The organism is Shewanella sp. Isolate7 (assembly GCF_022398425.1).
Classification (GTDB): domain Bacteria; phylum Pseudomonadota; class Gammaproteobacteria; order Enterobacterales; family Shewanellaceae; genus Shewanella.
In genome coordinates, this window is the sequence record NZ_JAKEVJ010000048.1 from 11,816 (window position 1) to 36,895 (window position 25,080).

Below are 25,080 nucleotides of genomic sequence, written 5' to 3' on the forward strand. Positions count from 1 at the left end.
ACTAACTGCTATTTCTTATTCTTGGCGTAATGTTTCAATAAGCCGGGTACATCTAATATCAATGCGATGCCACCATCTGAGGTAATCGTGGCGCCAGCCATGCCTGGGGTGCCATGTAGCAGGGTGCCCAGCGGCTTGATCACCACTTCTTCCTGACCAATCAAGGAGTCAACCACGAAACCTATCTGCATGGTGCCGAGCTGTACGATCACCACGTGACCATGCTGCTTATCGCCATGCTTGAAGCTCGCGGCCTTACGGCTCAGCCAATGCTCCAGATAGAAGAGCGGTACGGCTTTTTCTCGCACTATCACGGTTAACTGGCCATCGACAATATTGGTCTTGGTCAGATCCAGATGGAAGATCTCGCTGACACTCGACAGCGGCAAGGCAAACACCTGCTGTGCAACTTCCACCATCAGGGTCGGCATAATCGCCAGGGTGAGCGGCACCTTGATCTCCAGGCAAGTCCCCTTACCTTTCAGGGAATCGATATGCACTGTACCGTTTAGCTGAGTAATGCGCGTCTTCACCACGTCCATGCCAACGCCACGGCCTGAGATGTCAGAGATCTCTACCTTAGTGGAGAAGCCAGGAGCGAAGATCAGGTTATAGGCCTCTTCGTCAGACATGCGCGCCGCGGCATCTTCATCGAGCACACCACGCGTGATGGCGATCTGCTTGAGTTTATCGGGATCCATCCCCGCGCCATCGTCTTCAATTTTGAGCAAGATATGATCCCCTTCCTGACTGGCAGAAAGGGTGATGGTACCTGTGCGTGACTTGCCGTTGGCTTCACGCTCGTCGGGCATCTCGATACCATGATCGACCGAATTGCGCACCAGGTGAACCAAGGGATCGGCAAGGGCTTCGACCAAGTTCTTATCCAGATCCGTATCTTCGCCTGTCATGCGAAGATCGATCTCTTTATTCAGGCTGCGGGCCAAATCACGAACCACACGCGGGAAGCGGCCAAATACCTTCTTGATCGGCTGCATGCGGGTCTTCATCACAGCGCCCTGCAGATCGGCAGTTACCAGATCTAGGTTGGCCAGGGCCTTAGACATATCCTCGTCATCGCGGGAGATCCCCAGGCTAAGCAGACGATTACGCACCAATACCAGCTCACCGACCATGTTCATGATCTGATCGAGACGCGCAGTATCGACACGTACTGTGGTTTCCGCCTGCGGCATGTTAGCGGCTGGCGCCTTGGCCGCAGCCTTCTCCTTCACCACAGGTTTAGGCGCTGGCGCCTCCACGGGCTGTGCCTTAACACTCGATTGCGCAGGAGTTGCCACTTTAGGTGCGGAAACCTCTGGCGCCTTAGGGGCCGCCGGGCTGGTCTCGCTGCCAGGACCGGCACCGGTCCCATGCAGCTCATCTAGCAGCTTTTCAAATTCATCGTCGGTGATCTCATCGGCATCCACCGGCGGCGAGCTAGGCTCTGGCACCTTGGCAATTGGTGCTGAGGGCGCCTGGAATTTACCCGAACCGTGAAGTTCATCGAGAAGTGACTCGAACTCATCGTCGGTGATGTCGTCACTCTCGTTGGCCTGAACCGGCGCGCTAGCCGCAGCGCTGGTACCTGAAGGCCCTTTTCCGCTTCCGTGAAGCGCATCGAGCAGGGCTTCGAATTCAGACTCATCTATCTCATCGATATCGCCTTCACCGGCAATGGAGGTCACGGGATCATTGCTTACCGGCTCGTCAAACAACTCGACATTGTCATCGAGCGGGGTATCAAACAGCTCGATACCGTCATCGGCCTGTGCATCAGCAGGCGCTTCATCCGGCTGTTCATAGGCAAGCGTCTCGCCAGCGCCGCCCATTTCCGACGGTAATAAGCCACCAGAGCTCAATAATTTAAGGTTAGCCAACAGGGCATCATCGGCAGGGCTTTGCTCGACACCCGCCTGGGTCTCGGCAAACATAGAATTGATGGTGTCGACGGCCTGTAAAATGATATCCATCAGTTCGGCGGAAACACTGCGTTTCCCTGTGCGTAGCAGGTCGAAGGTATTTTCCGCTTCATGACAGACATCCACCATGGGCGTCAGACTCAAGAAGCCTGCGCCACCTTTAACTGTGTGGAATCCACGGAAGATGGCATTGAGTAGTTCGGTGTCGTCGGGGTTATTCTCTAACGCCACCAGCTGTTCAGAGAGAAGCTCAAGGATCTCACCCGCTTCAATCAAAAAGTCCTGCAGTATCTCTTCATCAACATCAAAGGACATTCATATGACTCCTACTTAGAAACCTAGACTCGACAGCAAGTCATCGACTTCATCTTGCCCTGTCACGACATCATCACGCTGATCAGCGTTCATAATAGGACCTTCAGCTTCGACGCACTTCTCTGATGCTTGGGGTTTATCCGTTGCGGGCTGCTCGCCAAATACGGTCAACATGGAGACCAGGTTACTCTCCACCTCTCGTACCAGCTCGATCACCCGGCGGATCATCTGCCCGGTCAGATCTTGGAAGTCCTGGGCCAGCAATATGTTATTGAGTAACTCTTTCAAACGGTTGGAATCGGACTCGCTACGCTCGATAAACTGCTGAACGTCATGGCATAGCGCCTTAAATTCGTGCAGCTGAATATCGCGTCTCATCAGACGATCCCAAGAAGGCTTAACGGCTTGTACGTTTGCGGTTAGCGCATCTGCAAGCGGCAGAGATTCTTCGACGGCGTCCATGGTCTTGTTTGCCGCCTGCTCCGTCATGTCGATGACATAATTGAGGCGCTCTTTGGCATCGGGAATTTCGCTATTGGCCAGCTCCACGAGGCGACCGTCCACCTGAAAATCCACTATCGCACTGTGAAGCTGACGGGTAAGGCGACCCACCTCGTCAAACAGCTCTTTCTGAATCGGGCTGGCGATGTCGCGAATTAGCTCATCGGCCTGCTCTTGTTGGCCAGCCTCGAGTAGATCAACAAGTTGCTTGGCCTGTGCTAAATTGATCAGCCCTGAAGTTTCTGCCTGCATAGCTCAACCTTGATTAACCGAGTCGTTCGAAAATCTTGTCTAACTTCTCTTTCAATGTCGCCGCAGTAAAAGGTTTCACCACATAGCCATTCACACCAGCCTGGGCCGCTGCGATGATCTGTTCCCTTTTCGCTTCCGCAGTCACCATCAACACAGGAATGTGTTTCAGGTTGTCATCGGCACGGATAGCCTTTAGTAGGTCGATACCCTGCATCCCAGGCATATTCCAATCGGTTACGACAAAATCAAAATCGCCTTTTTGCAACATAGGCAAGGCTGTCGAACCGTCATCTGCTTCCTGAGTGTTATTAAAACCCAAGTCTCTCAACAAGTTCTTGATGATGCGTCTCATTGTTGAGAAATCGTCAACAACGAGAATCTTCATATTCTTGTCCAAGGTTTCCTCCGCGGAGCTGTTTTTATATTGCTCATGTAATCGTTATATTTTGGTCCAATGCTTGAGTTTCGCTTTGAGTCTGAGCATCGCCTGGCTGTGTATCTGGCTTACTCGGGATTCGCTGACATCAAGTACGGCACCGATCTCTTTTAAATTTAATGCTTCGTCATAATATAACGACAAAACTAATCCATCTCTTTCTGGCAGTAATTTAATCGCTTCCACGAGGGCCTCATGAAACTGTGTCTCTGCCAGAGATTCAAATGCGTCGTCCTGGTGATCATCTTCCTGTCTTACTACATCGACCGATACACCAAGATCTTCAATTCCAACTACTTTCCCGACTGAAACATCATTAAGAATATGATGGTACTCATCGAGCGGCATATCAAGTCGATCCGCAATTTCATTGTCTTTTGCGTCACGTCCAAGTTCTTGTTCTAGCTCGTCAATCACCTGTGCTATGCGGCGTTGATTGCGGTGAACCGACCTGGGTACCCAGTCGCCACGGCGGATCTCGTCGAGCATAGAGCCACGAATGCGTATTCCGGCAAAGGTTTCAAACTTAGCCCCCTTGCTGCCGTCGAACTTGGCCGAGGCTTCGAGCAGGCCCATCATACCTGCTTGTAACAGATCATCCAATTGCACCGAGGCGGGCAGACGAGCAAGTAAATGGTGAGCAATCCTTTTAACCAACGGTGCATACTGTTCGACAATAGAAGCTTTGTTATCTAAACAAGTATACGCAGCGGCTTTACTCACTCGTACGATCCTCTTGATATTCTGGGCGTTGTACCAAACGTTCCACAAAGAACTCTAGGTGGCCGCCCGGCTGTTGTGGCACTGGCCAGCTAATGATCTTATTAGCCAAACCATGATAAGCAATCGACGCCGGCGACTTAGGAAACGCCTCGACGATCAGCTTTTGTTTACGAACTGACTTGCGAAGGTTTTCATCGAAGGGGATAGTCGCAACCAGCTCCAGGGCCACGTCGAGAAAACGGTCGGTTACCTTGCTAAGTTTAGCAAACAACTCCATCCCTTCTCGCAAACTTCTGACCATATTGGCCACAATCTTAAATCTGAATACGCCGTGCTCGCGGCTCAGAATCTTAATTAAAGCATAGGCATCGGTAATAGAGGTCGGCTCATCACAGACCACGACCAAGACATCTTGCGAGGCGCGAGAGAAGCTGAGCACCATGTCCGAGATACCGGCAGCGGTATCCACGACCAGGATATCAAACTGGGTCTTCATCTCACTGAAGGCACGGATTAGGCCGGCATGCTGCGCAGGTGTCAGCTCCACCATGGCCTGGGTACCAGAAGTGGCAGGAATAATACCAATTCCCTTAGGACCACGAACAATGATCTCGTCAAGATCGGCCTCACCGGATAATACGTGGGACAGATTGCGCTCAGCCCTTAGGCCCAACATGACATCGACGTTGGCAAGACCCAAGTCGGCATCGAGCACAAGCACTCGCTTGCCCTTCTCGGCCAGGGAGACGGCGGTGTTGATCGATACGCTGGTTTTACCTACGCCACCTTTACCACCGGTTACGGCAATTACTTTTACTTTTTCGTTATATGGTTGATTCATCATACGTAAACCGCTTGCTTGATCCCGACTCATTATATTACTCAAATGCGTAGGCCTGTTCATATGACCTTTCGTTATTCTGTATTGGTTGCACTTTCTTTTCGAGTACCGACAGGGCCTTGTTGGCTAAGGCTAAGGTGTCGGCCACTTGCATATCTTCTGGCACTCGCTGGCCATCGGTGACATAACTCAAGGGTAATCCACTTTGAATCAACACACTCAATGCCGGCGCCAAGGCCACCGATTCATCTAATTTGGTCAAAATCGCACCGGATAATGGAATCCGAGTAAACTGCGCGACGGCATCTTCAAGCACTCTTCTTTGACTTGTAGATGACAGTACCAGATAACTGCGAATAGGTAATCTGCTATTTGCAGTTAAATTATCAAGTTGCTGGAACAATCTCACATCTCTTTGTCCCATGCCCGCAGTATCTATCAATACTAGCTTGCGATTGCGGAACTGATAAAGAATTTGTTCCAACTCATTGAGATCATGAGCTTGCTTGACCGGACACCCCATTATTTTGCCATAGGTTGCCAGCTGCTCATAGGCTCCAATGCGATAATGATCGGTTGTAATTAATGCAACTTGATCTGAACCATGTTGCGCGGCGAATCGAGCGGCTAATTTTGCGACACTCGTCGTCTTGCCGACACCAGTCGGACCGACAAAGGCAACCACTCCGCCCTGACGGACAATATCATCCCCCTGGTTGTCGAGCATGTTCGCCAGGCTACGCGGCAGCGCCTTTACCAGATCCGCTGGCACATAGTGTTCGCTCAAGGCCGACAATTTAACCGCAACCTCAGGACTAAACTCGGCGTCGAGCAGACGGCTCTCTAACATGGCACCGACAGGATCCAGGCGGCTCTTCTGCTCTGTCAGCAGTGAGGTCACCTGATGGGTCAGCAGGTTACGCAGGGAGGCTAGCTCCTCACGCATGGATTCAATCTCGCTGCTGGCCGCGCCGCTCTTTTCACGCTTGGGACGATTGAGAACAGGGCTCTCCTGGTGACTGATTGCAGGGGCCTCCTCTTTAGGCGCCTTCAATCCTTGGGCCCAGGCGGGCATCTCGAGTGCTTCATTTGACTGACTTAACTGCTGACTGACGCGATTTTGTTGACGCTCAAGCAGGGCCTGCAGCGAATCGGCCACGGGTGATGGTTGTTTTTTTGACTCTGCCTTGATGGGTTGGCGACCGATAGACACCTTCTCTTCGGCAAGGTCTAGAAAGCTGGGTGACAGGGGCGCGGCATCGCTTGATTTGGCCACGCTTGGCTTAGGCTCGTCGTAGTCGACCGCGGCCACAATCTCTATGCCGCCGGTGACTTTTTTATTGGACATGATCACCGCATCCGAGCCTAAAGTCTCTTTTACCTGGGCCAATGCAGAGCGCATATCTTTCGCCAAAAAACGTTTAATTTTCACTTAAATACCCTCTACTGGCCGACCGCCGATACGATGCGAATTTGTTTCTCATCGGGTACCTCTTGGTAAGAGATCACCCTTAGATTTGGAATCGTATGTTTAACAAAACGCGACAGCGTCGAACGTAACATACCCGAAGTCAGTAGGATGGCTGGCTGACCCACCATCTCCTGACGCTGGGATGCGTCGAGTAACGACTTTTGCATCCTCTCGGCAAGGCTAGGTTCGATATTCGGCCCCTCGCCTCCCGTTGCCTGCATAGACTGATGCAACATCTGTTCCAATTCAGGCGCCAAAGTAATGACAGGAATTTCCGGCTCTGGCCCGCTTATTTCTTGTACAATCATGCGTTTAAGCGCAATACGTACGGCGGCGGTGAGCACTTCGGTATCGTTACTCTTAGGCCCGTACTCGAGTAGCGTCTGAACGATTGTCTTAAGATCGCGAATGGAGACGCCTTCATTAAGCAGGTTCTGCATCACCTTGACCACAGTGCCCAGCGGCAAGACATCGGGAATAAAGCCGCTGACCAGCTTAGGCGAATGCTTGGCCAGCATATCCATCAGCTGCTGCACCTCTTCGTAACCCAGCAGCTTAGAGGCATTGTTGGTCAATAGCTGACTCAGGTGAGTGGCTACTACCGTGGCGGCATCAACGACCGTATAGCCTAAGGTCTGAGCGTGTTCTCTTAGCTCAGGTGCTATCCATACCGCCTCAAGTCCGAAGGCCGGGTCTGTGGTCTCGACGCCATCCAGCTTGCCGTAGACCTGGCCAGGGTTGATGGCCAGCTCACAGTCGTGACGAATATCCGCCTCGCCGGAGGCCACCCCCATCAGCGAGATGCGATAGGTGTTTGGCGCAAGGTCTAAGTTATCGCGAATATGCACCGCGGGTACCAGGAAGCCCAGCTCCTGAGACAGCTTCTTACGTACGCCCTTGATGCGGCCGAGTAGCTCACCACCCTGGCCCTTGTCCACCAGAGGGATCAGGCGATAGCCCACCTCCAGGCCGATGGTATCGACCTGCTGCACATCATCCCAGCTAAGCTCTTTGGACTTGGCATCACCCGGGGTTGCCGGCGAGGTCTTGGCGATCTCCAGGGCACGCTGCCTATCGAGATCTTTCTTACGATGCAGAAAATAGGCGCCCGCTGCGGTAATGATGCCGAAGGTTAAGAAGGCAAAATGAGGCATACCAGGCACGATACCCATGATCAGCAGCACGCCGGCGGCGATGGCCAGTGATTTGGGATTGTCGAACATCTGACTCATCACCATCTGACCCATGTCGCCAGATTCGTTTTGACGAGTCACCATCAAGGCCGCGGCGATGGAGAGCAAGAGGCCAGGGATCTGCGCCACCAAGCCATCACCGATAGTCAGCAAGGTGTAGATCTCGACCGCAGAGGAGAAGTCCAGGCCGTGCTGGGCCATACCTATGACGAAACCACCCAGGATGTTGATCACCAGAATCATGATGCCCGCGATCGCATCCCCTTTTACAAACTTAGAGGCACCGTCCATCGCGCCGTAGAAGTCGGCTTCCTTGGTCACTTCGGCGCGGCGAATACGCGCCTGATCTTGGTTAAGGACCCCGGCATTAAGGTCGGCATCGATAGCCATCTGCTTACCAGGCATGGCATCTAGGGTAAAGCGGGCACTCACCTCTGAGATACGTCCTGCACCCTTGGTCACCACGGCGAAGTTAATGATGATCAGGATAAGAAACACCACCAGACCCACGGCATAGTTACCGCCGATTACCACCGAGCCAAAGGCTTCGATCACCTTACCCGCGGCGTCACCACCGTTATGACCCTCGAGCAATACGATACGGGTCGAGGCGACGTTAAGCGCCAAACGCAGCAGGGTGGCGACAAGCAGAACCGTTGGGAAAGCGGCAAAGTCTAAGGGGCGATCGGTATAGATGGCGACCAGCAGGACGACCAGCGCTAACGCGATATTAAAGGAGAACAGGATATCCAGCAGAAAGGCTGGCATGGGCAAGACGATCATCGCCAGCGCCGCAAGTACCAAGATAGGTGTGCCTATCCCTTTGAAGTTGGCGGGTTTTACCTGTTTTAGTTGACCTAAGCTTGCTTTCAAATCCATCAATCTAGCGCCTGAACTTTGACATCTAGCTAGGATTCAGCAAAAAGTACGCCAACTTAAGGCGCTCTCGGCCAGCTTTAATACCAATCACAGTAAACATGTGATCAGAAATAGCGCAGGAAAAACGCTTGAGAACAAAGCAGGATTTTTAGATAAGTAGTTATTCTACAATTAAAAATACTAATACAGTTATCGAGCGTTTTAACAAGCTAGAATGATCAATTATTTATTACGATTGGTATAACACAAGTGAATAACATTCGCTCAAACAACGGACAAGGCGATGAGCAGCAAGGCGAGAATCTTCTTGAACTTTAGTACTTTAACTCGTCGGGGATAGGCTGATTGACAGGGATAGGCGTTGGCCGCTTACCGCCTTTTTGCTGATACTGACGCAGCTGGAAGACATAGGCCAGTACCTGGGCAACGGCAGTAAACAGGCCCTCGGGGATCTCCTGATCTATCTTGGTGGTGTGATAGATGGCCCTGGCCAGTGGCGGCGCAGAGACGATGGCCACGTCATGTTCACGGGCGATCTCACGTATCTTAAAAGCCACATCATCCACCCCTTTGGCGAGCACATAGGGCGCGGCGGCCTTGGTCACATCATATTTTACCGCCACCGCATAGTGCTCGGGGTTGACCACAATCACGTCGGCATTGGGCACCTCGGCCATCATGCGCCGCTGCGCCATCTCACGCTGCATCTGACGCACCCTGCCCTTCACCTCGGGCTGGCCCTCGGTATCTTTATACTCGTCCTTGATCTCCTGCTTGGTCATCCGCAGCTGTTTGTTATGGTTCCAGATCTGAAACGGCACGTCGATCACCACAATAATCACGGTAGAGGAGCAGAGCACGATAAACATCCACACCAGCAGATCCAGTGCGTTATAGACGTTGCCCGGCAGGTGTCCCTGGGACAGGGTAAGAATATCGGTAAAGTAATAACTGAGCAGCAGATAGGCCATCAGGGCCACCACGGAGAACTTGGCGATCCCCTTAGTTAGCTCCACCAAGGCCTGCACCCCAAACATGCGCTTAAAGCCACTGATGGGGTTCATCTTGTTGCCCTTCGGCATGAAAGCCTTGGCCGAGAAGGTGATGCCGCCGAGCACAACATTCCCCAGGAAGGCAACAAAGGCGAGAAACAGCACGAAGCTGGCCATAGGGATCGCCAGCTCGCTGAAGACCATCATCCAGATGTTGAACATGCTGTTGGTGTCGTAGATCTCCGGTCTGCTCATGGTAAACAGATTCGTCATCACGCTCATCAATGACTGCCCCAGGCTCGGCCCAATAACGGCAAAGCCCACCGCCGCCGACATCAGCACGGCAGAGGTGCCCAGCTCCTTAGATCGGGCGACCTGCCCCTTCTCTCGCGCCTGTTCGCGTCGCCTGGGGGTCGCCTCTTCGGTCTTCTCCTGACTGGTATCGTTATCGGCCATCAGAAACTCCTAGCCGTACTACATTGCAGCTGCACCAGATCGCACAGCAACAACTGGGCCGAACGCCAGACCTCGTCGAAATGCGCCATGATAGGCGTCAGGGTCAACCAGAGAATAATCAAACCACTCACCATGGTCACGGGAAAACCGATGGCGAAGATGTTAAGTTGCGGCGAGGCGCGGGTCATCACCCCAAAAGAGAGGTTAATCAGCAAGAGCGCAACGATCGCCGAGATAGACATGGTCAGCGCCGCGCCGAACATATAGGCGCCCCACTCTGCCAGGCGCCGATAGCTGGCGATGCTGATCCCCTGCATCGACACGGGAATGGTATCGAAGCTCGCCACCAGCATGCGGATCATCACCAGGTGACCATCCACAGCGAGAAAGATCATGGTGGTCAGCAGCAAGAAGAAGTTACCGATAACCGGGGTCTGCTGCCCCGAGCCGGGATCCACCATGGAGGCAAAACCTAGGCTGGTCTGCATGCCGATGATCTGGCCGGTCAGCACGAAGGTCTGCATGATTAGCAGCGTCACAAACCCCATGGCGACGCCGATCAATATCTGCTGCACGGTAACGAATACCGCACCTAATGAGAACAGCTCGACCTCGGTATTCACCGGCAACATGGGGGCGATGGCGAAGGTAATCGCCACCGAAAGCAGCAAGCGCACGCGGGTGGGCGTGGTGTTAGCGCCAAATACGGCCATCACCATCAGCATGCTAGACACCCGAAACAGCGGCCACATGTAGGCCGATAGCGTCTGCATTATGGTCGACAGCAAGATCTCCATCTCAACGACGCCACATCAATTGGCAGACGTGGTAATTCATGCCTAACCCACCACCTGAGGGATAAGATTCACCATCCGCAGGAAAAACTCCATCATGGTCTGCACCAGTAGGTGGCCTAAGATCATCAGGGCGAAGAGTGTGGTCAGCAGACGCGGCAGGAAGCTCAGGGTCTGCTCGTTGATGGAGGTCGCCGCCTGAAACACCGCCACCACCAGGCCGACCACCAAGCCGGGCACGATGATCATCGACACTATGGTCACGATAACCGAGAGGGCTTCACGAAAGATGTCGATGAGGGCTTCGGGTGTCATAGCAGCTCCTAGATCCCAAAACTGTTGGCCAGGGTGCCCATCACCAGACTCCAGCCATCCACCAGCACGAATAACATGATCTTAAAGGGCAAGGAGACGATCATCGGCGACAGCATCATCATACCCATAGCCATCAGGATACTGGCCACCACCAGATCTAACACTAAGAATGGCACAAACAGCATGAAACCTATCTGAAACGCGGTCTTGAGTTCGCTAGTGATAAAGGCCGGGATCAGCACGCTCATGGGCGCATCTTCGGGCGATTGAATATTCTGATAGCCAGAGATCTCGACGAAGGTTTCCAAATCGGTAAGACGGGTCTGGGCCAACATGAAGGCCCGTAGCGGCTCCTTACCCTTATCGTAGGCCTGTTCTATGGTCATGGCCTCATCCATATAGGGTTTGACCGCCTGATCGTAGATCTTGTCGAACACGGGCGCCATGATGAAGAAACTCATGAACAGACTCATGCCGATCAGCACCTGATTCGACGGCGTCTGCTGCAGGCCAATGGCCTGGCGCAGAATCGACAGCACCACTATGATGCGAGTGAAAGAGGTGAGCATGATGACCATGGCGGGCAGAAAGCTCAGCGCCGTCATCAGCAGCAGTATCTGCATGGTCACCGAGTATTGGGTAGAGCCGTCGGCACCTGTCGTTACCGTCACCGCCGGGAGTATGCCGTCCTGGGCCAGCGCCAGTTGCGGCGCCATCACCGCCAGGAGTAGCAAGAATGAGGTCAAGATCCGCTTCATGATTTTCATTACATTCATGACTGTGAAGACTTTGCCTGACGCAAGCGGCTGGCAAAGGAGTCCTGTTCTATGGTGATTGGGGTATCGAGTTTATCGATAAGCGAAACCTGCTGCGGCGTCACTCCCAGCAGGTATTGTTGGCCATCGACCTCGACCAACACCATCTTCTCTCTCTGTCCAAGCGGGGTGACCGCCAGGGTCTTCAGCACGCCGTGGGAGGTGGGCACAAGCTTGAGGCGTTTAACCAGGTAGGCGAGCAGGAAGATCAAGGCGATCACCACCAGCAGACCACCCAACATATTCGTCATGGTGGTCAATGCCGATTCCCGCTCGATGGGCGCCTGAGTGCTTGTCGCGGCGGCCGCAACGGCCATCAAGGATGAGATCCCCATAGGCCTTCCTTATCTGAGTTTCTTAATACGCTCGGTTTGGCTGATGACGTCGGTGAGACGAATACCAAACTTGTCATTGACCACCACCACTTCGCCGTGGGCGATAAGGGTACCGTTTACCATCACATCCAGCGGCTCACCGGCGACCCGGTCCAGTTCCACCACAGATCCCTGGTTCAGCTGCAGCAGGTTACGAATATTGATAAAGCTGCGTCCCACCTCCATCGAGATGGTGACCGGAATATCCATGATGGTATCGAGTTTGGCCGCTTCCGCTTCGGTCAGCGGCTTCGAGCTATCGGCCAGCTCGTCGAGTTCGACCGCCTGAGCCTCCTCTAGCGCCTGTTCGGCCATGGCTGCGGCCCAATCGTCACCTGTATCTTCTGTGCTCATTGATTTCTACCTTAAACGCATTCCATTAAATATTGTTGAGATCCCGAGACTTACTCTTCTTAGTCACCAGTTGCAGCTCGGTCTTTACCGTCTCGGGCCGTGGGATCTTCTCCCGGATATTCAGTGCCAGATTCTCTCGCGAACGCCCTAGCTTACAGCGATAAGTGGGCAGATCCTCGACCCGCAGCACGATATACTCTGGCATCTCCACCGGAATAATATCGCCAGCCTTAAAGCCCATCACGTCCTTAAGCGAGATCTCTTTCTCGACTATGGTGGCATCTATGCCCACCTCCACATCCATGATCTCATCTTTAAGCGCCTGGGACCAACGCATGTCGGTATCTTGGGTGTCACTCTGCACGCCGGCGTCGAGCAATTCACGGATCGGTTCGATCATGGAATATGGCATAGTGATGTGGAAGTCACCACCGCCACCATCCACCTCGATGTGGAAGGAACTCACCACCACCACTTCTGTGGGGCTTACTATGTTGGCCATGGCCGGGTTCACCTCGGAGTCGAGATAATCAAACTCGACATCCATCACGGGCGCCCAGGCCTCCTTATAATCTTCGAAGATGATCTTCAGCAGTAGCTGTACGATACGCCGCTCGGTCGGGGTAAATTCCCGCCCCTCGATCTTGGCGTGAAAACGGCCGTCGCCGCCGAAGAAGTTATCCACCAGGATAAAGACCAGACGCGCCTCCATGGTGATCAGCGCCGTCCCCTTCAGGGGGCTGAAACGCACCATGTTCAGGCTGGTCGGAACAAACAGGGTATGAACATATTCGCCAAACTTGAGCATCTGTACGCCGTTGATTGACACCTCGGCCGCACGACGCATCATGTTGAACATGCTGATCCTCAGGTGACGCGCAAAACGTTCGTTGACGATCTCCAGGGTCGGCATGCGACCACGAACGATACGATCTTGTGATGAAAAGTCATAGGCACGCGCATCGAGCGCGTCACTCACCTCTTCCTCTTCGACATCGTCGACACCATGAAGTAGCGCATCAATCTCGTCTTGGCTTAATAGATCACTCACAATATCGTCCTATCATACTTGTTAGCTTTGAGAATACCGGCATTACTGCATCACGAAACCGGTAAACAGCACCTTCTCAACCACTTTACGTCCGGTCATCGGTTGCAGGGTATTTTGCACATTCAGCAGCGCCAATTGTCGCAACTCGTCTTTACCGGCAAGGGAACTGAGCTTCTGCACATCTGCGCTACTAAAGGTAGTCAGCAGAGCATCTTCAATCAGCGGAATATGCTTCTTGATCAACACATCATCGTCAGAGCCCCGGACCATGAGCTGCACCTTGATCTCCACCAGACGGGAGCGATTCTGTCCCGGCAGGTTAAACAGGAAGGGCCTTGGCATCCCCACATAGAAGGCTTCACGGCTATTTGCCGGCTCGCTCTGCTCGGTTTGCTCCCCTTCGGCCATTCCATCATCGCTCGGCTCGTCGCCCGACAAGAACAACCAGGCCCCCACGCCCAGCAAGATCACCAAGAGTGCCCCTACGGCCGCGAAGATAATGAGTTTCTTCTTACTCTTAGGCTCTACATTTTCTTCAAGTTCTAACGATTCTTCTTCCGCCATCTCTTATCCCTATCACGCTCGGCTTACACTCAGCATAGTCATGATTTTTTAGCGCATATCAAACGATTGGGCAATCATACCAACCTATAGGTTACCTGCTTACGCGTAATAATCTATACCCGAACGATAACTTGTTGCGTTATTCGACACTAACAGGCTCTCTTCTGCCGAAATTTCATCCATCTCAGCCAGACCATGGCCGGCTCCTTCGCCCTGCTCGCCGCTGCCATCCTGCTCTTTACCGCCTTGGGAGACGTTACTGTCGGTCAGCTGCATCCCCTGCTCGGCCAAAAGCTCTCGCAGACGTGGGATAGCCTGCTCGACCAGATCCCGTGTCTGGGTCTGAGTCACATGGAACTGCACCTGAGTCTGATCACCCTGCACCTGAACCCGTACCATCATGTGGCCAAGCTCGGGGGGATCCAAGCGAATCTCCGCCTGTTGTACACCTTGGCTCACCATGGCCACCAGCTGCTGACGCATCACGGGGGAGAACTTTTGGATCATCTCCTGCATCTGAACCACAGGTTCACCCTGAGGCTTGATAGACATCTGATATTGCGGGATGGCCTCGCTTCTTGCCCCCTGTAATCCCTGTATCGACAAGCCATTAAGCTTAGTATCAGGTGCAACATCGCTCATGTCGCCAACCTTTGACGACATGGCAACGGAGAGGTTAGCCTCCCTCAAGAGCGCTTGCGCCCCCTTGGCATCGCCACGGGCTTCGGCAAGTTTGCCAACGCTGTTTTGTGTCTGCTCGACGGCTAGCTTGGCTTCACTAAACTTAGACTCACCCAACTTAGACTCACCGAATTTGGCCTCGCCCAATATGACTTTAGCCCCTTTGTCATCGCCCGCACCATCTAAGCCGTTCGCCTTCATGACAGAGGCTAGGCCTCCTTGGCTGGACTCAACTTGACCAAGACCTGCCTGACCAATACCAGCTTGGCTGATTGGAGAGTCACTGGCAGCGCCAGCCGTCTGTGATGGTCCAACTTGAGAAGAAGCCGCCGGGGTTTGCGATTGACCGGCTAGGGCGGCGAGATACTTCTTGGCGTCACTTATCAGCGCCGCGAGATTTGCCTCATCGGTCTCAGTTGCCTTGCCTTGGCCCTGAGCCAGCTTTCCTTTATCAGTCACACCATGAATAAGCCCCTCTAGCATCTGGGGCGGCAAGGCCATCAATTCATCCTCGGACAAACCCGTCTGGGCCACCACCTCATTCAGGGCGTCATCGGGAAGATGCGCAAGGATAGCCTCGCTCCCTAATCCATTAGGATTGATAACTGGCTGGATATGATCGTCCCCGGCGCCAGGTTTAAGTGAGTCGCCTATGCCTTCTAGCACTTCTTTTTCACCGTCGACTCTATCCTTAGCCCCCTTAACCAAGCTAGGAAACAACTCGTTATCGGCAGAAGACTCACCATCACCTTCACCCGGCGGCAAAATGACGCCGTCGGCGGCAAGCTCCGCCTCATCCCCCAACTTGTTGGCAAGCTGGATCTGCGCCAGCACATGGGAGACATCGTCGCTATCTTTGTCCTGATCAGAGTCCTTAGCTTGCTTAGCACCGGCCTTGGCGACGCTATCGCCAGCAGCCAGGTTATCGCCCGGGTTTTGCGGGCGAGACTTCGCCGGTGAACTCTTCTCATCCTGATTGCTTACCTTAGCCAAAGCCTCTGAAAAACCTTTGTTTTCTGACTTTGACTCGGCAGTCGATTCGGACGAACTGGGCAACACCCCGCCTTTCTCTTTGCCGGACTCGACATTGGATAGGAGTATCTGGGTCATCTGTGGCATGCTTCCTCCAACACTCATTTGGGGCTCGCTAAGTTCACGTGCCGCCCGAGCGTCAATTATTCGCTGTCGCTATGGACTCAATAGCCCTTACTAACCAAAATCTAGCAATAAAAATGCCAAGTTAATAACAACTAGGATTAAAAAAGACGCGGTTTGAGAAGAGAGGCCTAAGGGGGAAAGCGGCGAATGTCTCCGCAGCTCTCACCGAAGGGCAAAGGTTAACGAGTGGACTGACGGAAGAACTGCTGAGAGGCAAACTCGTCGATCATCTTTTGTTCCTGTTTAGCCTCAAATTTTTGTTTAGCCTCGGCCTTATGGCTCAACAACAACTCGACCGCCTTGCGCTTTTGTTGCTTACCCTGCCAATATTCCTGCGCCTTCACACGCTGCTTGTCGGTTTCGGCGACGGCGAATACCTGCTTGTCGATCGCCTCATCGATTTGACGAATGAACTGATGAAATTGATGATAGCTACTGGCGGCAATCACTTGGCCCTGTTTACCTTCCATCTGTTTCATATAGTCCAGACGGTACTGCCGAAGGGCATCGAGCTGCTGGCGGCACTTATTGAGGGTCAGCTGCACACCTCGAAGCTGAGTCGCCGCAGCTTCCTCTGCATCGAGGGCTAACTTGAGTACTGTCTCTAAGGGATCATGTTTCGCCATGGCAGTTTCGCTCTCGGATTAGTGCCAGACTAGACCTGACACTGGGCACTTAACTGCCCCAGCATCAAGGCGCTGGAATCGAAGCTGATGGCCTCCTTCATGGTCTGCCTCAAGAAGGCATTCATGGCAGGCTGCAGCCGAATGGCGTTGTCGATACGTGGGTCGCTCCCCTGGGTATAGGCACCGATAGAGATAAGATCGCGGTTCTGTTGATACAGAGAATACATCTGCTTCACCCGCCGCGTAGCCTCGAGATGCGCATCGCTGATCACCATTGGTGCCACACGGCTGATAGAGGCCTCGACATCGATGGCGGGATAATGGCCAGAATCGGCTAGCGCCCGCGATAATACGATGTGGCCATCGAGGATCGCCCTCGCCGCATCGGCGATGGGGTCTTGCAGATCGTCCCCCTCGGTGAGCACGGTATAAAAAGCGGTAATAGAGCCCTGTCCTGCGCCGCCATTACCGGCGCGCTCCACCAGTTTGGGCAACTTGGCAAACACAGAAGGCGGATAACCTTTAGTCGCAGGTGGCTCACCGACCGCTAGGGCAATCTCACGCTGCGCCTGGGCGTAACGGGTCAGGCTGTCCATCAAGAGCAGCACGTTATAACCCAGATCGCGAAAGTACTCGGCGATGCGGGTCGAGGTCTCACAGGCCCTTAAGCGCATCAGCGGAGAGGTATCGGCGGGCGCCGCCACCACCACGCTGCGGGCGCGTCCCTCGGCCCCCAGGATCTCTTCGATAAACTCTTTGACCTCTCGGCCACGTTCCCCGACTAGGCCCACCACGATCACATCGGCCGTGGTCCCCCGAGTCATCATGCCCAGCAGCACACTCTTACCCACGCCGGAACCGGCAAACAGGCCCATACGCTGGCCCTTACCCACGGTCAACATGGCGTTGATGGCGCGAACGCCGACATCCAAGGGTTCGCTGATGGCGCGTCGCGCCAGGGGGTTTAACATGGTGGCGTGGCGAGTGGCTCTCTGGTCGGTATGCAGCAGGCCCAGGCCATCTATCGGCGCGCCATTACCATCAAGCACGCGGCCAAGCAGGCCCATGCCGACATTCAGCCCGGTCTGCTCACCCAGTGGCGTCACCTTGGCGCCAGGCATCACCCCACTGAGCTCCTCGATGGGCATCAGGTAGAGTAGCTTGTCGTCGAAGCCTATTACCTCGGCGATCAGATCCCCAGCCATGGTGGCAATGCTACACAGGCTCCCCACGGGCGCCTTGCAACCGGTAGCCTCCAGGGTGAGACCCACCACGCGCACCAGCTGACCCGACGCCTCGGGCATAAATGGCGCGACCGCCTGGGTATGGTGTCTTAGCTTATCAAGTAGTCGGCTTTGACGTGTCTTCATCTGGGCTCGTCTCTTGCGGTGCATCACCAGGTATTGGCTGTTCGCCCTGCTCTACCTGTGTCGAGGTATCGACAGCGGCCTGGCTTTTAGCTTCCTGGGTATTAGTTTCCTGAGTATCAGTTTCCTGGCTGTCAGTTTCCTGCCTGTCAGTTTCCAGGCTTCCTGTCACCTTATGGCCGCCTTGTGCTGCCTCTGCATCTTGGGGTTGAGGCTCGGGGACCTTCTCCATCGCGGCAAGCTGTTGCAACCTCTGCTGCTCCAGGCGTTCTTCACTGGCAACCAGCTTATCGAATACGGCTTTTATTCTATGCTCAAGGCCCATATCGACCCGGCTACGACTGTTACTCACTATGCATTCGCCGCGGCCCAAGGTGGGATCGGCCTCTAATTCCCATCGGTTTCTCGTCAGCTGGGCACTCTCATAGAGTCGCTCGACAATCGCCAGATCGTCGGGGTGCAGACGCAGATGGGCTCCCTCCTCTTTGAGCGGCAGCGCGTCGACACCTTGACGCAGGGCCGCCAAAATATGTTCGGGGTGTGTCTTTAACTCGTGGCCAATCACCGCCTTGGCCAGCGTCATGCTAAGTTGTACCAAGGCTTGTTCGATTTCGGTATCGAGCAATGAGAGTGGCATTGATAGCTGCTGCATCAAGGCTTCAAATTGAGCAATGGTCTGTTTCGCCTCGGTAAGGCCGGCCTCCATTCCCTGAGCTTCGCCTTGACGATAACCTTCCTCATGCCCCTGCTCCAATCCTTGGAGTCGCCCCTCTTCCAGCCCTTTGGCCATACCGGCTGCTTGGCCCTGGGCAAAGCCTTCGGCCTCGGCCTCGGCGCGGATCGATTCTATCTCTTCCAAGGTGGGCGGCATCACAGGCTCATCGACCGGCTTGGCGGCCTTTTGCGGGGCAATGCGCCCAAACATATTCTCCTTGGGCTCATCCACGCTAGGGGTTACATCGGGCAGCTGCCAATGGCTAAAATCGGCTTGGGTCCCTTGTGTGTCTTGGCCCTCTTGGGCTTTCTTGTCACCGGACATGGTCATTAGAGGAACTCTTCTCCGCCACTACCACCTAAGATGATCTCCCCTGCGTCACTCAGACGACGAGCGATAGAGAGGATCTCCTTCTGAGCCACTTCCACTTCGCTGATCCGTATTGGGCCCATGGCCTCGAGATCGTCTTTAAGCAGCTCGGCGGCGCGTTTGGACATGTTGCCGAGGATCTTCTCTTTGAGTTGATCGTCCGCCCCCTTAAGGGCCTTCATCAACACATCCTGCTGCACTTCACGCAGCAAGGTCTGAATACCCATGTCGTCGACATCGGCCAGGTTTTCGAAGACAAACATCAAATCTTGGATCTGCTGCGCCATCTCTTCGTCTGTCTCGCGCATGGTCTCCATTAGCTGGCTCTCGACGCCCGTATCCAGGTAGTTCATGATGTTGGCTGCCGCCTTCAGGCCGCCCATCTTCGCCGCCTGGGCACCGCCCTGACCGGCAAACTGTTTCTCCATGATGTCGTTAAGCTCTTGCAGCGCCGCCGGTTGTACCTCTTCGAGGTTGGCGATGCGCATCATCAAGTCGAGACGGGTATTCTCAGGCGCCTGGGCAAAAATTTCGGCCGCCTGATCCGGCTCCAAATATGACAATACAATGGTCTGGATCTGCGGGTGTTCGTTTTGAATGATGGTAGCGACCTGACGGGCGTCCATCCACTTGAGCGACTCGAGTCCCTTGGCGCCGCCCCCCATGATGATCTGCTCGATAAGGTTACCGGCCTTATCTTCACCCAGGGCTGCCGTCAGGGCATTACGCACAAATTCTTCGCTGTTGAAACCGATAGAGGAGTATTTCTGTACCTCCTCCAGAAACAGCTTGTGTACGCCAATCACCTTGTTTTGACCAAAGTCTTTCATGGCGGCCATCGCCATACCCACCTTCTGTACCTGCTTAGGCTCGAGGTGTTTTAAAATCGAGGCGGCATCTGCTTCGCTGAGGCTAAGCAGCAGGATGGCGGTCTTTTCGATACCGGTCAGATCTTTGGTGTTAAACTCGCCACTGGCTGTGTCGATCTCTTTCTCTTTACTCATTTTCTTGTAACCATCCCTTGACGACTTGCGTAGACAACTCAGGTTCGTTGGCCACCAGTGCACGTATGGCCTTTATCATATCATCGTCTTTGTGCAGATCCGGTATCAAAATTGAGCCGTCGTCTGCGTAGCTGTATTCCGCATCGGGACGATTGAGCATGCCAAGGGTGTCGGCGGCATACTGATCCTCAATTTCCGCCAACTCGTCACCCAGAGTGGGCGCATCCGGCATCTTCTGTCCATCGGGATAGATCAGGCGCTTGAGCATAGGACGTACCACGAACAGTATGAGTACCAGGATGATAAGCCCGCCCATGACCAGCTTGATGGCGCGCCAGAACCAAGGCTCCTCGTAGATGGCCAGTGCCGGCGCTTCTTCAACCAGTTGGTCCATGAAAGGCACAGTCACGACTTCTATCATGTCGCCGCGCTGGGTGTTGAAGCCTACCGCGCCCTCGAGCAGACGACGTATGTTGCTCAGCTCCTGCTCGGTACGGGCGACGCGCGTCACCTGACCCTCTTCACCTGCCGGCCCGGTCTTAAAGTCGACGGCGACAGACACGCTGACCCGTCTGACGACCCCAACCTGCTGGCGAGTATGACTGATGGTGGTATCGAGCTCATAGTTACGGGTCGCCTCTTTGTGGCTAGAACCCGGCATGCTTTGCTCCTGCGAATTCGCCCCCGTGGCTTGCTGAGGAATATTGGCTTCCATCGGCGGTTGGTTACTCAGCGCGCCGGCAATGCCACCAGTGCTAGAACCTGTAGAGTTGTTCTCTACCGTCATCTCGCTACGCACGGCAGGTAGATCCGGGTTATAACGCTTGGCGGTCTGCTCGACAGAGGTAAAATCCATGTTCACGTCGACCTGGGCGGTGAAGTTCTCCGGCCCCAGAATCGGCATCAGAATCGATTCAATCTTAGTGCGGTATTCGGCTTCCTTCTGCTGAACTAGCTCAAGCTCGCGTCTCGCCCGCGCCGAACCTGCGGTTTGGCTGCCTGAGTTTAACAGGCGGCCGTTAGAGTCTGTCACCGTGACGCGGGTCGGTTCGAGGCCGTGTACCGCCGAGGCGACGATATCTACGATAGAATCGACCTCTTCCTGACCCAGTCCACCACGACGGGTATTAACCACCACGGTCGCGCTCGGCTTAGAGCGATTGCGGGCAAATACGTTCTCTTTAGGAATGGCCAGGATCACCTTGGCGCGACTCACGCTCTTTAACTCTTCGATGGTACGTGCCAGGTTTTGCTCCTGGCTGTTCTTGAGTCTGGCGGCCTCCATGCGCTGGCTGACGCCAAAGCCGCTGTCTTTTGACAGGTAGTCGTCACGACTCGGCGAGTTATCGATACCAGCACGGCTCAGCATCATCTTGACGTCTTGGTACTGATCTTCCGGCACCTTTAGCACGTCGACATCGATCTGATAGTTGACCTTGTTCTTGTCCAGCACATCGAGAACCTGCACCATCTCCTGGGTATCCATCTTACCCAGCGGACGATATTCGGGCTCCTGGGCCCACAACATGACGAAGACGGCCAATGCCAGACAGATCGCCAGCGCCAGGATCATAGTGATCTGTCTGAGCATGTCGACACCGCCAAACATTCCGCCGCTGGGCTTATGTTCTTCTTGTACGCCGCCTGCCACCATATCCTGTGTTGTGCCAGCGCCAGTTCCGACTACCATATCTGTGCTCACGATAAATACCTGCCGTTATCTTTCTTAATCTTTAGGGGATCCATGCCTAGACAGGCATACTCATGATCTCTTTGTAGGCTTCCACCAGCTTGTTACGTACCTGAACCGTGGCCTCGAATGCCACGCTGGCCTTTTCTCTGGCAATCACAGTGTCGGACAGGGTCACTCGGGTATCGCCCATGTCCAGGCGTGCCTGTAAGGAGGAGGATGTGGCCTGCAGCGCGCCGACATTGCCTACGGCCTCGGACAAGAGGCTGCCAAAGTCGCTGCCGCTGGTGTTCGCCACCTGCTGAGTGATATTAGGTGTGATCCCATTAGGCTTGATCTCGCCCGTGAGTGTCTGCATCTCTTGCAGTAATGAATTGGCACCTATCTGCATCTTGGCCTCCGCTATCGTCGTGAAATTGACGAAATCTATTCTTATTCAGACCAATGCAATATGTTTGCCAAAAATAGAAAAAGCCGACAAACCCACTTTTACTGGGTGTCGGCTTATGATGAAAGGTATGCCCCAGCGACAGAGCTAGGCTATATCGCGCACAACCTATCAGGCCGGGATCTGAATCCCCATGTCACGCATGCGCGCCATCTTGTATCTCAGGGTTCGGGCACTGATCCCCAGTTTTTCGGCCACCTGTTTACGGCTGCCATTACACTGATTGAGGGTCTCTAAGATGATCACATGCTCCTGGGCCTTAAGTTCATCCCCCAGGCCTTCAGGCTCGTTGGTTTTCTCACTCTCACCTATGTGCTCAAGTATCACATCCTGGGTATCGATAACGATATCCTTGGCCGTGATAAACTCGCCTGTTTGCAAAATCAGGGCGCGCTGTACCACGTTATCCAGCTCTCGCACGTTACCCGGCCACCTGTGGCCCAATAGGCGCCTGCTCGCCTGTTCATCTAGGCTTGGCGCCACGGCTAAACCGGCAGCCTTGGTATGGCGCAACACTAAGTGCCGCGCCAGCGGCAAGATATCAGCCGGGCGTTGATGCAGCGCCGGCCAGGTCAGCGGGAACACATTGATGCGATAGTAGAGGTCTTCCCTGAAATCGCCCTTGGTTGCCATGGCCTTAAGATCACGGTTCGAGGTCGCCAGCACGCGCACATCGAGTTTGATGGTCTTACGGCCACCGAGACGCTCGACCTCCCGCTCCTGCAAGACCCTGAGGAGCTTGGCCTGCAGCCCGAGCTCCATCTCGGAGATCTCATCAAGCAAGAGTGTGCCTCCCTGGGCCTGTTCAAACTTGCCGGGACAGGCCTGATAGGCGCCGGTAAAGGCACCCTTCTCATAACCAAACAGGGTGGCTTCGAGCATATTTTCCGGGATCGCGGCGCAGTTTATCGCCACGAAGGGCTCACCAGCCCGCTGACTGTGTTGGTGAATATAGCGGGCAAGCACCTCTTTACCCGAGCCGCTCGGCCCCATGATCATCACGGAGGCATCGGACTGGGCCACCTTCTGCGCCAGCGCCAGGAGCGCCAGACTGCGTTCGTCGGCGACCACAGGTTGATCTTCGATCAGCTTAGGTTTGAGATAACGCGACACCTGATTAAGTAACACCTCAGGCGCGAAAGGCTTCGCCAGATAGTCCACCGCGCCAAGTTTAATGGCGCTGACCGCACTGTCTATGGTGGCAAAAGCCGTCATCAATAGGATGGGGATCTGGGCATTATGCTGCTGAAGATAATTCACCAGGCCAAGGCCGCCTATCCCCTCCATCTGCACGTCGCTGATCACCATATCGAAATCCTGCCCCTTGAGCGCGAGGATAGCCGCCTCGGCAGATTCGACATCGACGCATTCATACTGTGCCAGCAACAAGGTATCCACCAGGGCTTCGCGCAGCGTCGCGTCATCTTCAACGAGTAATATCTTGGCTTCAGCCATGGCTTACCTCCAGCCTAGATTCGGCCTCAACAGCCGGCAGGTTAAACGAGGCGCGACATCCCTTTCCCGCAATACAATTGAGTTGCAGGCGGCCCTGATGATTGGCAACAACCGTCTGCACAACGGCTAAGCCCAGGCCAGTCCCTTGCGACTTGGTGGTAAAGAAAGGTTCTAACACCTTCTCCTGCATGCCGGCATCTAGCCCCTTACCGTTATCTATCACCTCGAAGGCAATAGAATCTGCCTCATCTTGGGCACTCAGCCAGATCTGACTGGCACCGGCCTCGATACTGTTCATCACCAGATTATTGATCGCCGAGCTCAGCGCCGCCGCGTTAGCCTTAAACTGCTGCTGAGAGTCGAGTTTAAGGTGCAGTTGACAGCCTTTACGCTCGGCAATCGGTTCGCAGTTGGCCATCACTGAGTCCACGACCTGCTGCATATTGCAGACATCGGTCAACTCCTGCTGGCGCCCCTTGGCCATCAGCAACATATCGTCGACCTGTTGCGACAGCTCGTTGAGCCTGTCGATAAGCTTACCCTGAAAACGCTCCCTTGAGGCCTGCGTCAACTTAGGACTCCCTAAGTTAGCCGCGTAGAGCAAGGCGGCCGACAACGGCGTGCGTACCTGGTGGGCCAGACTCGCCACCATCTTGCCTAAGGCAGAGAGGCGTTGCAGATGAGACAGGTTCTTCTGCAGTAGACGGGTTTCGGTCAGATCCGTCAGTACGATCAACTGACCTGGCTCAGGGGTTAAGGGGGTGATCGCCAGCTTTACCCTGCGGCCGTTTTTCAATGAGACCTCGTGGCCATCGTCATCTTGGGGCGAGAAGGCGCGATTGATGACTTGCAGCCAGCGCATGCCAGCCAGGGGCTGCCCCAGCAACTGCACGGCAACGGGATTGGCGTCGGTCACTATGCCATCGCCATTGAGGATCACCACGCCCGATGGCATGGCCTGGAGTATATGTTCCATGCGGCTGGAGATAGCATCGTTTGCCACCTCGCCGCCCACGACTTGGGAAGGAGCCAGAGCTACCTGCGCCTGCGCTGTATATGCCACCTTTGGATTCGCGGCCATAACCACTCCGTCAATAATTTGCTGCTAAGCAAGTTAATGCAGGGAATATGCCAATTAAAAATTCATAATTAATACCAATCACAGTAAATATGTGATCAGAAATAGCGCAGGAAAAACGCTTGAGAACAAAGCAGGATTTTTAGATAAGTAGTTATTCTACAATTAAAAATACTAATACAGTTATCGAGCGTTTTAACAAGCTAGAATGATCAATTATTTATTACGATTGGTATAACAG

24 protein-coding genes are annotated in these 25,080 nt (G+C 54.2%); all 24 read right to left on the reverse strand.

What is annotated here, in order from left to right; translation table 11 throughout:
• Nucleotides 1–8 precede the first annotated feature (8 nt).
• On the reverse strand, nucleotides 9–2,237 hold the full coding sequence (locus L1D47_RS13275) for a chemotaxis protein CheA (protein ID WP_239885477.1): 2,229 nt from the start codon (nucleotides 2,235–2,237) through the stop codon (nucleotides 9–11).
• A 15-nt stretch (nucleotides 2,238–2,252) separates the two neighbouring features.
• On the reverse strand, nucleotides 2,253–2,990 hold the full coding sequence (locus L1D47_RS13280) for a protein phosphatase CheZ (protein ID WP_239850065.1): 738 nt from the start codon (nucleotides 2,988–2,990) through the stop codon (nucleotides 2,253–2,255).
• Nucleotides 2,991–3,003: 13 nt separating this feature from the next.
• Complete coding sequence (gene cheY, locus L1D47_RS13285; RefSeq protein WP_011865185.1) at nucleotides 3,004–3,387, reverse strand: chemotaxis response regulator CheY; 384 nt, start codon at nucleotides 3,385–3,387, stop codon at nucleotides 3,004–3,006.
• 42 nt (nucleotides 3,388–3,429) lie between these two features.
• Nucleotides 3,430–4,149 carry an RNA polymerase sigma factor FliA gene (locus L1D47_RS13290; RefSeq protein ID WP_041510649.1) on the reverse strand — a complete coding sequence of 240 codons (720 nt, stop codon included), beginning with the start codon at nucleotides 4,147–4,149 and terminating at the stop codon, nucleotides 3,430–3,432.
• On the reverse strand, nucleotides 4,142–5,023 hold the full coding sequence (locus L1D47_RS13295) for a MinD/ParA family protein (protein WP_041510648.1): 882 nt from the start codon (nucleotides 5,021–5,023) through the stop codon (nucleotides 4,142–4,144). Before L1D47_RS13295 ends, L1D47_RS13290 begins: the two co-directional genes overlap by 8 nt.
• A 4-nt stretch (nucleotides 5,024–5,027) precedes the next feature.
• Nucleotides 5,028–6,422, reverse strand: coding sequence for a flagellar biosynthesis protein FlhF (gene flhF / locus L1D47_RS13300; protein ID WP_239885479.1), 1,395 nt, complete (start codon nucleotides 6,420–6,422; stop codon nucleotides 5,028–5,030).
• An 11-nt stretch (nucleotides 6,423–6,433) separates the two neighbouring features.
• Entirely contained in the window at nucleotides 6,434–8,533 is a 2,100-nt protein-coding gene (gene flhA / locus L1D47_RS13305; protein WP_239885481.1) for a flagellar biosynthesis protein FlhA, read from the reverse strand.
• 314 nt (nucleotides 8,534–8,847) lie between these two features.
• Nucleotides 8,848–9,981: a flagellar biosynthesis protein FlhB gene (flhB, locus tag L1D47_RS13310; protein ID WP_041510645.1), complete on the reverse strand. Its 1,134-nt coding sequence runs from the start codon at nucleotides 9,979–9,981 to the stop codon at nucleotides 8,848–8,850.
• Nucleotides 9,981–10,778, reverse strand: coding sequence for a flagellar biosynthetic protein FliR (gene fliR, locus L1D47_RS13315; protein WP_239885483.1), 798 nt, complete (start codon nucleotides 10,776–10,778; stop codon nucleotides 9,981–9,983). The genes flhB and fliR overlap by 1 nt, the downstream gene beginning before the upstream one ends.
• Before the next feature lie 42 nt (nucleotides 10,779–10,820).
• Nucleotides 10,821–11,090 carry a flagellar biosynthesis protein FliQ gene (gene fliQ / locus L1D47_RS13320; protein WP_239885485.1) on the reverse strand — a complete coding sequence of 90 codons (270 nt, stop codon included), beginning with the start codon at nucleotides 11,088–11,090 and terminating at the stop codon, nucleotides 10,821–10,823.
• A gap of 8 nt (nucleotides 11,091–11,098) precedes the next feature.
• Nucleotides 11,099–11,806 (reverse strand): flagellar type III secretion system pore protein FliP, encoded by a 708-nt coding sequence (gene fliP, locus L1D47_RS13325; protein ID WP_235375400.1) that lies wholly within the window; start codon nucleotides 11,804–11,806, stop codon nucleotides 11,099–11,101.
• A gap of 56 nt (nucleotides 11,807–11,862) precedes the next feature.
• The gene (gene fliO / locus L1D47_RS13330) at nucleotides 11,863–12,240 is read right to left on the reverse strand and encodes a flagellar biosynthetic protein FliO (protein ID WP_239850063.1); all 378 of its coding nucleotides are present in this window, start codon (nucleotides 12,238–12,240) and stop codon (nucleotides 11,863–11,865) included.
• Nucleotides 12,241–12,249: 9 nt separating this feature from the next.
• Entirely contained in the window at nucleotides 12,250–12,633 is a 384-nt protein-coding gene (gene fliN, locus L1D47_RS13335) for a flagellar motor switch protein FliN (RefSeq protein ID WP_239885487.1), read from the reverse strand.
• Nucleotides 12,634–12,658: 25 nt separating this feature from the next.
• On the reverse strand, nucleotides 12,659–13,684 hold the full coding sequence (gene fliM, locus L1D47_RS13340) for a flagellar motor switch protein FliM (RefSeq protein WP_239885489.1): 1,026 nt from the start codon (nucleotides 13,682–13,684) through the stop codon (nucleotides 12,659–12,661).
• Nucleotides 13,685–13,726: 42 nt separating this feature from the next.
• The gene (gene fliL / locus L1D47_RS13345) at nucleotides 13,727–14,248 is read right to left on the reverse strand and encodes a flagellar basal body-associated protein FliL (protein ID WP_239885491.1); all 522 of its coding nucleotides are present in this window, start codon (nucleotides 14,246–14,248) and stop codon (nucleotides 13,727–13,729) included.
• 99 nt (nucleotides 14,249–14,347) lie between these two features.
• Nucleotides 14,348–16,039 carry a flagellar hook-length control protein FliK gene (locus L1D47_RS13350; RefSeq protein WP_239885494.1) on the reverse strand — a complete coding sequence of 564 codons (1,692 nt, stop codon included), beginning with the start codon at nucleotides 16,037–16,039 and terminating at the stop codon, nucleotides 14,348–14,350.
• Between the two features lie 227 nt (nucleotides 16,040–16,266).
• On the reverse strand, nucleotides 16,267–16,713 hold the full coding sequence (fliJ, locus tag L1D47_RS13355) for a flagellar export protein FliJ (RefSeq protein ID WP_239850059.1): 447 nt from the start codon (nucleotides 16,711–16,713) through the stop codon (nucleotides 16,267–16,269).
• 29 nt (nucleotides 16,714–16,742) lie between these two features.
• Complete coding sequence (fliI, locus tag L1D47_RS13360) at nucleotides 16,743–18,083, reverse strand: flagellar protein export ATPase FliI (RefSeq protein WP_239885496.1); 1,341 nt, start codon at nucleotides 18,081–18,083, stop codon at nucleotides 16,743–16,745.
• Entirely contained in the window at nucleotides 18,055–19,125 is a 1,071-nt protein-coding gene (fliH, locus tag L1D47_RS13365; protein ID WP_239885498.1) for a flagellar assembly protein FliH, read from the reverse strand. The genes fliI and fliH overlap by 29 nt, the downstream gene beginning before the upstream one ends.
• A complete protein-coding gene (gene fliG, locus L1D47_RS13370; protein ID WP_041510637.1) occupies nucleotides 19,125–20,168 on the reverse strand; it encodes a flagellar motor switch protein FliG in 1,044 nt (347 codons plus the stop codon). The genes fliH and fliG overlap by 1 nt, the downstream gene beginning before the upstream one ends.
• Complete coding sequence (fliF, locus tag L1D47_RS13375) at nucleotides 20,161–21,858, reverse strand: flagellar basal-body MS-ring/collar protein FliF (RefSeq protein WP_239885500.1); 1,698 nt, start codon at nucleotides 21,856–21,858, stop codon at nucleotides 20,161–20,163. Before fliF ends, fliG begins: the two co-directional genes overlap by 8 nt.
• A gap of 58 nt (nucleotides 21,859–21,916) precedes the next feature.
• Entirely contained in the window at nucleotides 21,917–22,249 is a 333-nt protein-coding gene (gene fliE / locus L1D47_RS13380; protein WP_041510635.1) for a flagellar hook-basal body complex protein FliE, read from the reverse strand.
• A gap of 168 nt (nucleotides 22,250–22,417) precedes the next feature.
• A complete protein-coding gene (locus L1D47_RS13385; RefSeq protein WP_239885502.1) occupies nucleotides 22,418–23,761 on the reverse strand; it encodes a sigma-54 dependent transcriptional regulator in 1,344 nt (447 codons plus the stop codon).
• Nucleotides 23,754–24,842 (reverse strand): HAMP domain-containing sensor histidine kinase, encoded by a 1,089-nt coding sequence (locus tag L1D47_RS13390; RefSeq protein ID WP_239885504.1) that lies wholly within the window; start codon nucleotides 24,840–24,842, stop codon nucleotides 23,754–23,756. Before L1D47_RS13390 ends, L1D47_RS13385 begins: the two co-directional genes overlap by 8 nt.
• Nucleotides 24,843–25,080 lie beyond the last annotated feature (238 nt).

Coding starts and splice junctions, on each gene's coding strand:
- L1D47_RS13275 (WP_239885477.1), bottom strand. CDS start 2,237: ATGTCCTTTGATGTTGATGAAGAGATACTGCAGGACTTTTTGATTGAA.
- L1D47_RS13280 (WP_239850065.1), bottom strand. CDS start 2,990: ATGCAGGCAGAAACTTCAGGGCTGATCAATTTAGCACAGGCCAAGCAA.
- L1D47_RS13295 (WP_041510648.1), bottom strand. CDS start 5,023: ATGAGTCGGGATCAAGCAAGCGGTTTACGTATGATGAATCAACCATAT.
- flhA (WP_239885481.1), bottom strand. CDS start 8,533: ATGGATTTGAAAGCAAGCTTAGGTCAACTAAAACAGGTAAAACCCGCC.
- flhB (WP_041510645.1), bottom strand. CDS start 9,981: ATGGCCGATAACGATACCAGTCAGGAGAAGACCGAAGAGGCGACCCCC.
- fliR (WP_239885483.1), bottom strand. CDS start 10,778: ATGGAGATCTTGCTGTCGACCATAATGCAGACGCTATCGGCCTACATG.
- fliQ (WP_239885485.1), bottom strand. CDS start 11,090: ATGACACCCGAAGCCCTCATCGACATCTTTCGTGAAGCCCTCTCGGTT.
- fliP (WP_235375400.1), bottom strand. CDS start 11,806: ATGGCGCCGCAACTGGCGCTGGCCCAGGACGGCATACTCCCGGCGGTG.
- fliO (WP_239850063.1), bottom strand. CDS start 12,240: ATGGGGATCTCATCCTTGATGGCCGTTGCGGCCGCCGCGACAAGCACT.
- fliN (WP_239885487.1), bottom strand. CDS start 12,633: ATGAGCACAGAAGATACAGGTGACGATTGGGCCGCAGCCATGGCCGAA.
- fliL (WP_239885491.1), bottom strand. CDS start 14,248: ATGGCGGAAGAAGAATCGTTAGAACTTGAAGAAAATGTAGAGCCTAAG.
- L1D47_RS13350 (WP_239885494.1), bottom strand. CDS start 16,039: ATGACCCAGATACTCCTATCCAATGTCGAGTCCGGCAAAGAGAAAGGC.
- fliJ (WP_239850059.1), bottom strand. CDS start 16,713: ATGGCGAAACATGATCCCTTAGAGACAGTACTCAAGTTAGCCCTCGAT.
- fliI (WP_239885496.1), bottom strand. CDS start 18,083: ATGAAGACACGTCAAAGCCGACTACTTGATAAGCTAAGACACCATACC.
- fliH (WP_239885498.1), bottom strand. CDS start 19,125: ATGACCATGTCCGGTGACAAGAAAGCCCAAGAGGGCCAAGACACACAA.
- fliG (WP_041510637.1), bottom strand. CDS start 20,168: ATGAGTAAAGAGAAAGAGATCGACACAGCCAGTGGCGAGTTTAACACC.
- fliF (WP_239885500.1), bottom strand. CDS start 21,858: ATGGTAGTCGGAACTGGCGCTGGCACAACACAGGATATGGTGGCAGGC.
- fliE (WP_041510635.1), bottom strand. CDS start 22,249: ATGCAGATAGGTGCCAATTCATTACTGCAAGAGATGCAGACACTCACG.
- L1D47_RS13385 (WP_239885502.1), bottom strand. CDS start 23,761: ATGGCTGAAGCCAAGATATTACTCGTTGAAGATGACGCGACGCTGCGC.
- L1D47_RS13390 (WP_239885504.1), bottom strand. CDS start 24,842: ATGGCCGCGAATCCAAAGGTGGCATATACAGCGCAGGCGCAGGTAGCT.